The organism is Candidatus Angelobacter sp., assembly GCA_035607015.1.
GTDB lineage: Bacteria > Verrucomicrobiota > Verrucomicrobiia > Limisphaerales > AV2 > AV2.
The window spans coordinates 1-8,379 of record DATNDF010000091.1; the positions used below are offsets into that span (position 1 = coordinate 1).

Here is an 8,379-nt window from a genome sequence, read left to right on the forward strand (position 1 = left end):
ATTCCGGAAGCTGGCGCCCATGACCTCGGTCTTGTAACCAAATTTCTTGTAGTAATTGTAAATGCGCGTCACCGAGACGACACCGGGGTCTTCCGCAGGCGGATAGGAATCGCGGCCGGTTGATTTTTTGTACCAGTCGAGGATTCGGCCGACAAACGGCGAGATGAGCTGCACGCCGGCCTCGGCACAGGCCACCGCCTGGGCGAACGAAAAGAGCAGCGTGAGATTGCAGTGAATGCCTTCGCGCGTGAGTTGTCGGGCCGCGCAGATGCCCTCCCAGGTCGAGGCAACCTTGATGAGAATGCGCTCGCGCGAGATGCCCGCCTTCTCGTAGCGGCCAATGAGCGAACGCGCTTTGGCGATGGAACCTTCGACATCGAAGCTGAGCCGCGCGTCCACCTCGGTCGAAACGCGGCCGGGGACGATTTTCAAAATCTCAGTTCCGAAGGCGACGGCCAGTCTGTCCAGTGCGATGCCCATCGTCTGGCCGGCGTTGGCCGACTCCTGTTTAGCGTCGGCGAGTGTCTTTTCGACGAGTGCCGTGTATTCGGACATTTGGGCGGCCTTGAGCAACAGGCTGGGGTTCGTGGTGGTGTCACGCGGCTGATACTTGCGAATGCTGTCGAAATCCCCCGTGTCGGCGACGATGACGCTGAATTGCTTTAACTGGCTTAGAAGATCGTTCATAACATTGAACAGATACCCCAACTTCGACGTCGGGTAAAACGAAAACGCGGGCCGGAGTGGCGGTGCCGGGCGGTTGCCGAAAGATGGTGGATCGGGAAAGTGGCGTGGACAGGGTCATCGCCAAGCGAAGACGAATCCATGGCTCGATATCGTGGAGTTCGCTCAGTTCGTCCGATCATTCTGCGCTGAAGCATGAATCTGTCTTTTTCGTGCCGAACTATGGCCTCCGACCTCTGTCTCCCCGGCTTGGACGCGGGCTTTCGGTTCTTCACTCGCTGCGTTCAAACTCGCCAGCACCGGAGGAACGAGATCATTGAAAAAATATGGCAAGGCTTCGTGCGTGGCCCCCGGCACCACCAGCAGTTTGCTGCCCGGCCCTGCTTTCTCGTACAATTTCCGAACGTCGGCCAGTGGCGTGATTTTGTCCTCTGTCCCGGCCACGAACAACGCGGTCACCGGAGTTCCGGCCAGCACCGTGGTGGTATCGAGCTGGCGGGCTTCAACGTTGAGGAGCAAGGGCAGTTTTTTCAGCCCCGACCGGACGAGTGCCCGGGGTATCCAGGCGGCGTACTGCCGGCAGATGTTCAGGACCGCATTCGACAACACGGCATAGGGCGCGATCGCCACCACGCTTTCGACGCGCGGCTCGACCGCCTTCCATCTCAACGCCAGCGCGGCGCCGTAAGATTCGCCGACGGCCGCAACCGGAGAAATCAGTTGGTTCTCGCCCGCCAGCGCGTCCAGCAGCTGGCCGAGGTCGTGCGCTTCCTGCACGCCAAAGTAAATCCGCGACCCTGTGGATTTTCCGTGTCCGCGCAGGTCCACCTGAACGCAACGCCAGCCTTCCTGCGCCAGGCGCAGCGACCACGGCGCCATGGCGAATCCACCTTCGCCGTAACCGTGCAGCAAAACCACCGTGCCCCGCGGCGATGAGGTCCACGCGTTCGTCCGGGCCGGCAGCGTGGCAACAAAGGAAAACTTGAAATGCGGTCTGCCCCGTTCCGTCCAGTTGGTCGAGGAGGCTTTGACGCCGTAATCCGCCGGCTCGATGATGCGATAGCGAAGCCGCGCCGGAGGCGGGCCGACCTGGACAAAATGCGACGGGAAATTGGTCAGGAAATTATCTTCGAACGCGAGTTGCACGGGCGCGGCGGGAGCGAGCCATGAAGGATACGAATTCGGCGCCTGGGCCATTCGGCGGGCGGCGAAACCACCGCAGCCCGCCGTCCCCGACATGAGCAGCAGCAACACCGGCCACAGGCACAACTTGAATCGCATCAGGAGAGTTGCTTAACCCGCCGGCGGCGGTTTGCCAAAAAAAATCCGCCGGAACGCCCGCTTCCTTCGACGGTGATGTGAATGCGCGGCCGTGTCCCCCGGACGGGTTTGTCGTTCTTCCCTTCGTGATCTCCGCGGGATGGCTCGGTTTTCAGAGCTCCCGTGACAAAGCTCTGCGCCACTTGTCCAAGCAATACCAAAAAAGTCCATGGGATCCCGCCTGCCTCTATGAAGATCAAAAAGATTGCTGCCTGCACGCTTTCCGTCGTCGCGGTTGTCGGAGCGCTTGGCGCGGGGATTTACCACGCGCTCACGAGAGACCCGACGCCGATCAGGATTGATCAGAAACTTTATGACGATTACGCCGGCTATTATGATTTCGGGAATGGGTACGTCATCACCGTCCATCGTGACGGCAACCGGCTGATGTCGGATGTCCCGGGGCAATTGTCCCGTGAACTTTTTCCCGAAACCGAATCCAAATTCTTTGTCAAAGGAGAGCCCTTGCGAATTATTTTTCATCGGAACAACACGGGACAGGTTGATTCTGTGATTGCCCAATGGAAGAAAGGTCAGGAAAGGGCGGAAAGGATACCGGCTTTGCCGCACAACCTGGAGTTCACCAACGCAATCATCGCCGTCACCACCGGCGGCAAAGCAGCCGAAGCCGGACTGGAGATTTTGAAGGAAGGCGGCACCGCAGCCGACGCCGCCATGGCCATCGCATTGTGCGAAGTGGTCCATGCCGGCGGTTCCTATGTCAGTTTTGCCGGCCCGTTGATGATGATGTATTACGATGCGTCGAGCGGGAAAGTTTTTTACCTCGACGCGCAATACAACACGCCGATCGAGGAAAAGCATGCGGGGTCCATTCCCGGAAAAGGCGGACGCACTGCTCTGGTCCCCGGCTTCATGGCCGGCGTGCAGGCCGCGCATGATCGGTTCGGCAAAGTTACCTTCAAACGGCTGTTCGACCAGGCGATCGCGATGGCCGAAAACGGCGAACTGGTCAGCCCGGTCATGGAATGGTGGATCAATTCAAAGAAAAGCGTACTCAGCCGGTTGCCCGAAACAAAAAGGATATTTACCAAGGCGGATGGAAAATTTTACGCCAAAGGCGATTTGTTCCGACAACCGGAACTGGCCGGAACTTTGAGCAAAGTTGCGGGCCAGGGCGCGACTTACATGTATGAAGGAGATTGGGGTCGAAAATTTGCCGAGGTGATCCAGAAAAATGGCGGCAAAATCACGCATCAGGACATGAAGAACTACAAGGCGGTCTGGGAAGAGCCGTTGCAGACCACCTACCGGGACTATCAGGTCTATGCGCCGGGACTCTCCTCGTGGGGCGGAGTGAACACGGTCGAGGGAATGAACCTGCTGGAGCTGGCCAATTTGAAACAATACGGCCACTTCACCACTTCCGCGCGAAGTTTGCTTCGGTTGATGGAAATTGCGCAGTGCGACCGCCTGACCTGGCAATGGCGGCAATTCAAGGAACACGATCTGTCCCCGAAATCGCGCGCCACCAAACAGACCTCCGCCTGGATCTGGCACCGAATGCAGAGCGGAACCTGGTACTGGCAACCCAGGGCGATGAACAACAACGGCGGAAACCACACCGACGCACTGGTGGTCGCGGACCAGTGGGGAAACATGGCGGTGCTGAATCACACCATCAATACGGTCTTGTGGGGAAACACCGGAATATTTGTGGACGGGGTATCGATTCCGGATTCCGCGCGGTTTCAAGCGGGAGACGTCGCCCTGGCGGGACCGGGCCATCGCCTGCCGATCGGCATGAGCCCGGTCATCATCTGCCGCGGTGGAAAGCCAGTGTTGGGCTCAAGCACGACCGGTGGCGGGCTGCACCCAAAACATCTGCAGGTGCTGGTGAACATTCTCGATTTCGGCATGGACCCGCAAACCGCCGTGGACACTCCGGCTTTCGTCGGGCACGGATGGGATGTCGAGCCGGAAACGTTTGACCCGAAAGTCCTCGATGCAGTCAAGGAACTGGGAGTGAAAATAAACGTCTCAAAGGTCGCCGGAATGTCACGCGGGTACTGGGTGGGCGTCCAGATTGATCCGATAAACCATAAAATGAAAGGCGGTGTGTCACGAGGTTTGGAAGGACAGATCGCCGGTTACTGAATCGTACCGACGCGATTCAAGTTCGGTAGATGAGTATCAATCCTTGCGCTCCCTTGCGATTCTCGCGGAACAGTGATGTTTCCCGAGCCGATGTGAGAAAACGCCTGGCTGCCCGTCCTGTGTCTGCCGAATGATCGATAACCGTTGGGACCCCTGCGCCCGAGGCTCCAGGGAGCCGGTGGAGAACGCTCTTGCGAGCAACCCGCGACGGATGGAGACTCCGGCCATGAACCGAAAATTCCGCCGATTATTCCCGTTTCTACTGCTTCCGGCCCTGCTGACGGGATGTCTCGAGTTCGAGCACCAGACGATGAGTTACCATTACGACAAGTCCACTGACACCCTTCGCATATTCCAGGACTATCATGGCATCTTCGGCGAGGACGCCAAAGGCAAAACCGGCGAGGGACCGAGTGCGGACGAGCAGGAGCAACTGGAGTCGGTGTTGAAAGGCCAGCGCACGTTTTTCTTCAGCAACTGGATTTTCGAATACAACCGCGCGCAGCTCGAACAACAATTACAAGAGTTGAAAATTCCCGAAAAGCGCGCCGAATTGAACCTGTCGGAAGCCGGACTCGCCAGCCTGGAAAAACTTCTCAAGCTTCTGCTTGAAAACGTCCGCGTGGAGAACGGGCCGTTTTATTTGGACGCCGGGAAAAAGCTCTGCGGCGTGCAGTACGTCACCGTCACCCGCTGCCCGGCGCTAATCGCGGCGGTCAACGAGTCCGCGCCGTATTTCGTCAAGTCTCAAACCGAACATGAGAATCTTTCGGAGCAAGACAAAGCCGCCGCGCTCAGGTTCGCCGGCCACCCGCACCCAGTCGTTCAACTGGACGGCAATGCCCTGACCGTCCGCTGGCCGGCGTCGCGCGAAAGCTACGACCGGGACTTCGGCCCGTCGGCACAGGACGCCACGAAAGTCGCTGAGGCGAGGAAGGCGGGCTTGAACTTTTCCTTCGAAGACGATGCCGTGATTTGCAAGCTCGGCAAATCTTCCGACTCTATCACCGGTCTGAAGCTGTCCTTCAGCACGAACACCTACGTGCCGAATCTCGTGGGGCCGGCCGGGAAACAACACGTCATCCGGGATGCGTTCGACGCGAAGACCGCGGCTGATGATTTTCTCCTGGGCAATCGCAAGGCGTCCGCCGCGCAGAAATAGAACGCTCCAGGTCGCGGGTGAATTGCAGCAACGTCGGTGGACGTGGCCTGACAATGTCGAGACCGGAAGGAAGTGTCCGTGCACCACGCCGACCGGACATCGCGACGCGGCGTCCCTGGCAGCCTTCGCTCCCTCCGCGTCTTCGCGGGATGAGCACAAACGAACCTACTTCTTGCGCGTGTACTCGATGGTCATCACCTTGTTCTCTTTGCCGTCCGCATCAAGAGCGAACATCGTGAACGTGAAATGGTCATCGTCCGACATCTGCGTCACCATCTTGTGTTTGGCCATTTTGCCGTCCGGTCCCATGGCCTCGCCGGTCATTGTCGTGGTCTTCTTCTCTTTGTCGTGCGTGCCTTCGAGGAACAGGGGCCGGCCGCTCATCGAGTCCACCCACACCGACACGAACTTTTTCTTTTCCGCATCATAACCATCCATACCGTGGCCCGAGAATTTCTGGTCACCGAATTCGCCCTGGAAATCGCTCATCAACCACATGCCGCCGCAGATCATCTTGTACGTCGCGGTCGCAGCCGATTCAGTGTCGCCCATCTTCATCTTGGCGTTCCAGGTCCCTTCGAGTTTTTTGAGGGCCTCGTGCTCCGGGCCGGGGGCAGCCTGCCCTAGCGCACTGATGCCAGCGGTGGCGAGTATGATTAGAACTGAGCCAAAAATAGAAGCCTTTGTATTTGCTTTCATAATGTTCGACAGTCGCGAGTCAAATGAAAGAAGTCAAGCCGACAAGGGCGGTCGATCTCAAGCGAACGGCCGAGGCAGATTGAGAGCAAGCGACGGTAGTACCTACTGAAGCCGAGCCTCACACAATGCAGTGCCGAAATTCTCGACGCCCGACCTAGAGAGGTCGTTTGTTCCCTCTACGATCACCCAAGAGGCCGAAGATGAATCGTATCCGGTGGAGCAGGCCGATTCTACATAGCAATCTAAACATGTGACGCATGGTGTGCGTTGCTTAATTTAGGGAAACGGGCCTTCATCTCTGTGCGGCGATGGCACTTCGGCGATCAAGGTTGAATATCCTGGCTGGTCGCTTTACAACAATTGTACTCATAGATACATTAGGCGAGACCTTCCAAGACTCACTTTGGCCAAGCGATGAAACTTCTGGGAATTCTCCTGCTCAGTGCATGCGCAATCTCTTTGAGCGTCCAAGCAGCCACGTTCGTAGTAACGAGCACGTCAGACGACGGACCGGGTTCATTCCGTCAAGCGATCCTAGACGCGGCCGGCAACCCGGGGCCAGATGCCATCACTTTCTCCAACGTGACAGGCCAAATCACGTTGCTCTCGCAAGTGTCGGTAATGGGAGACGTAACTGTTAACGGCCCAGGCGCGCACCAACTCGCGGTTTTCTGCGCAAGCTCCGACGCTCAGTCCGGCATCCTCATTGAGCCATCGGCCACGATTACAATCTCGGGGCTTCGCCTCACGCGGTGGGGCTCATACGGGGTAAACGGTGGAGTCATTTCCAATGACGGGACGCTGTCCCTTCGGGATTGCGAGTTGACGTCGTCTCAACTGTTTTCCGTCCGAGGGGCGGCCATTTACAATACGGGCACTCTTTTCATTTCGGGATGCACCATCGCGAATAACGCGGCCCTCGCAACGGGCCAGACCTATCCTATTCCATCATGCACGAGCGCATACGGCGGCGGGCTTTATGTTGCGTCAGGCTCGGTGGTCATTACAAACTCGACGTTCTCGGGGAATCGCGCCGCAGGCTTCGCGACAGGCTACTTTTCCTGTAGCGGCCGGGGCGGGGCAATCTATGCCGCAGGCGGGAATTTACTGCTCGTAAACTGTACGCTCGCCGACAACGGCGCCGATGCAGGGGGAGGGGGCGCAATTTACGGGGGTGATGTCACGATGCTGAACTGCATCGTCACGGACGAAATCGTCGGGGGGACCTTGAATAGCAGCGGAAAGAATCTCTTCACGAATTCGATCTCAGCCAAACTTGGCCCCCTTCAGGATAATGGCGGTCCAACGCTGACCCGAGCCTTGCTTGACGGCAGCCCAGCCATTGATCAGGCCGTTGGGGATGCAGCGCCGACCGTTGACCAGCGCGGGGTGACCCGGCCACAGGGACGCCGTGTTGATCTCGGCGCATTCGAACTTGAAGGCGTCCCTTTCTCATTTCAGTTGGACGTGGCTTCGAACGGGTCCGGCACAGTCTCGCGATATCCGGAGCTTTTGATCTTTCCTTCAAACGCCGTGGTAACGCTTACCGCGACCGCGGACGAAGACTACGCTTTCACTGAATGGTCGGGTGACGCCTCGGGAAATACAAACCCGCTGTTGGTTTCAATGGACGAAGACAAATCGATCGTCGCCAACTTTCAATACTCCCCTGCTACAGTAACAAATGCTCCGGGTGCGACGAACTTTGTTACGAACACCAACTCGTGGGGGCCCGGGTCATTCCGCCAAGCTGTGCGCAACCTAGTGGCCAGTGATGGTGGTTCCGTGCTGTTCTCCAACGTCATAGGGACGATTGCGTTACCCTTGGGGTTGCCGCATTTGACGGCTGATGCCCGCATTGAGGGCCCGGGTCCGGAGAACGTGACCCTGAACTTTCCCTACGGCACTGAGGCTTTTGCGTTCAATGTCGGAACAACGGGAATTATCTCCGGTCTAACGATTCAGTCGGCGCATTCGACGAACCGGCCCGGCGGTGCAATTAACAATTCAGGCAATCTACTGTTGAATCGAGTCCACCTCCTGAGTTGCGGGTCCCTTACGAATGGTGGAGCGGTTTTCAACAGCGGGGACCTCCAACTCCACGATTGCGTCTTCGCGCAGAACAGCGCGCCGTCTGGGGGTGCTATTTACAATCAAGGCAACTTTCTGGCGGACAGCTCGGAATTTACAGGCAATCAGTCGTTTGCCCGCTCCCAAGATTATGCTTCTGGCGGAGGTGCATTTTACAATGCGTCGGGAGAAGTCGAATTTACACGTTGTTCGTTCTCAAATAACACCGCGGCGGGCGTTTCTGGTGCATTCGAAAATCCATCCGACGTCAATGCTGGGTCCGGGGTAGGCGGAGCTGTGTACGTGTTGGCAGGGAACGCCGGATTCAC

General features: G+C 57.8%; 6 protein-coding genes. 3 read left to right on the top strand and 3 right to left on the bottom strand.

Features of this window, described 5'->3' with window-relative positions:
• Both VN887_03765 and VN887_03770 read right to left on the bottom strand, forming a co-directional pair.
• The coding region (locus VN887_03765) for a transaldolase (GenBank protein ID HXT39120.1) at window positions 1–687 on the bottom strand (687 nt) is incomplete at its 3' end.
• Window positions 688–849: 162 nt separating this feature from the next.
• A complete protein-coding gene (locus VN887_03770) occupies window positions 850–1,965 on the bottom strand; it encodes an alpha/beta fold hydrolase (GenBank protein HXT39121.1) in 1,116 nt (371 codons plus the stop codon).
• A gap of 228 nt (window positions 1,966–2,193) precedes the next feature.
• On the opposite strand from VN887_03770, the gene VN887_03775 reads away from it, so the two are divergent.
• Together VN887_03775 and VN887_03780 are read left to right on the top strand one after the other, a co-directional pair.
• Window positions 2,194–4,119 (top strand): gamma-glutamyltransferase, encoded by a 1,926-nt coding sequence (locus tag VN887_03775; GenBank protein ID HXT39122.1) that lies wholly within the window; start codon window positions 2,194–2,196, stop codon window positions 4,117–4,119.
• A 226-nt stretch (window positions 4,120–4,345) separates the two neighbouring features.
• Window positions 4,346–5,281: a hypothetical protein gene (locus VN887_03780; protein HXT39123.1), complete on the top strand. Its 936-nt coding sequence runs from the start codon at window positions 4,346–4,348 to the stop codon at window positions 5,279–5,281.
• Window positions 5,282–5,446: 165 nt separating this feature from the next.
• On the opposite strand, the gene VN887_03785 is transcribed toward VN887_03780, so the two are convergent.
• Window positions 5,447–5,980 carry a DUF1579 domain-containing protein gene (locus VN887_03785; protein HXT39124.1) on the bottom strand — a complete coding sequence of 178 codons (534 nt, stop codon included), beginning with the start codon at window positions 5,978–5,980 and terminating at the stop codon, window positions 5,447–5,449.
• Between the two features lie 1,626 nt (window positions 5,981–7,606).
• On the opposite strand from VN887_03785, the gene VN887_03790 reads away from it, so the two are divergent.
• The coding region (locus tag VN887_03790; GenBank protein ID HXT39125.1) for a hypothetical protein at window positions 7,607–8,379 on the top strand (773 nt) is incomplete at its 3' end.

What these genes read in the sequence shown, in the direction of transcription:
- VN887_03770 (HXT39121.1), bottom strand. Translation starts at nt 1,965, where the DNA reads ATGCGATTCAAGTTGTGCCTGTGGCCGGTGTTGCTGCTGCTCATGTCG.
- VN887_03775 (HXT39122.1), top strand. Translation starts at nt 2,194, where the DNA reads ATGAAGATCAAAAAGATTGCTGCCTGCACGCTTTCCGTCGTCGCGGTT.
- VN887_03780 (HXT39123.1), top strand. Translation starts at nt 4,346, where the DNA reads ATGAACCGAAAATTCCGCCGATTATTCCCGTTTCTACTGCTTCCGGCC.
- VN887_03785 (HXT39124.1), bottom strand. Translation starts at nt 5,980, where the DNA reads ATGAAAGCAAATACAAAGGCTTCTATTTTTGGCTCAGTTCTAATCATA.